Source organism: Dyella sp. ASV21, assembly GCF_016428975.1.
Taxonomy (GTDB): Bacteria; Pseudomonadota; Gammaproteobacteria; order Xanthomonadales; family Rhodanobacteraceae; genus Dyella.
This window is the reverse complement of sequence record NZ_JAELTT010000250.1, coordinates 1-391: the sequence shown is the minus strand read 5'-3', so window position 1 is coordinate 391 and position 391 is coordinate 1. Positions and strand designations below refer to the sequence as shown.

Annotated in this window: 1 protein-coding gene; it reads right to left on the bottom strand. The window is 69.3% G+C overall.

Annotation, left to right across the window (positions count from 1 at the left end; genetic code table 11):
• Positions 1-91: 91 nt before the first annotated feature.
• Positions 92-391 (bottom strand): hypothetical protein (locus JHD67_RS21640; RefSeq protein WP_233172177.1); only part of this gene is annotated, 300 nt, incomplete at its 5' end.

The following is a 391-nucleotide window of genomic DNA, read 5'->3' as shown; positions in this document are numbered from 1 at the left end:
CCACCCCCCCCCCCCCCCCCCCCCCCCCCCCCCCCCCCCCCCCCCCCCCCCCCCCCCCCCCCCTCTCTACTGATACGGCGACCACCGAGTTCTACACCCGAACGTTGTCGTCGGCAGCGTCAGATGTGTATAAGAGACAGGGTTCAAGCAGGCCGGCGGCGGCGCCACCATCGACGCGGCACGCATCGACGCCTTGCTCGACGAGCGCCAGGCAGCGCGCGCCGTAGGTAACGTTTCGGCGGGTCGCGCTCAAGCCTTCAGCGTCGCCGCGGCGTATGCCTTGAGCTTGGACAGCATCGCTGCCAGGCCATTGGAGCGGGTCGGTGATCTGTCTCTTATACACATCCTCCGAGCCCACGAGACCCGTGACCCACTCCCGAATCGCGGCTTC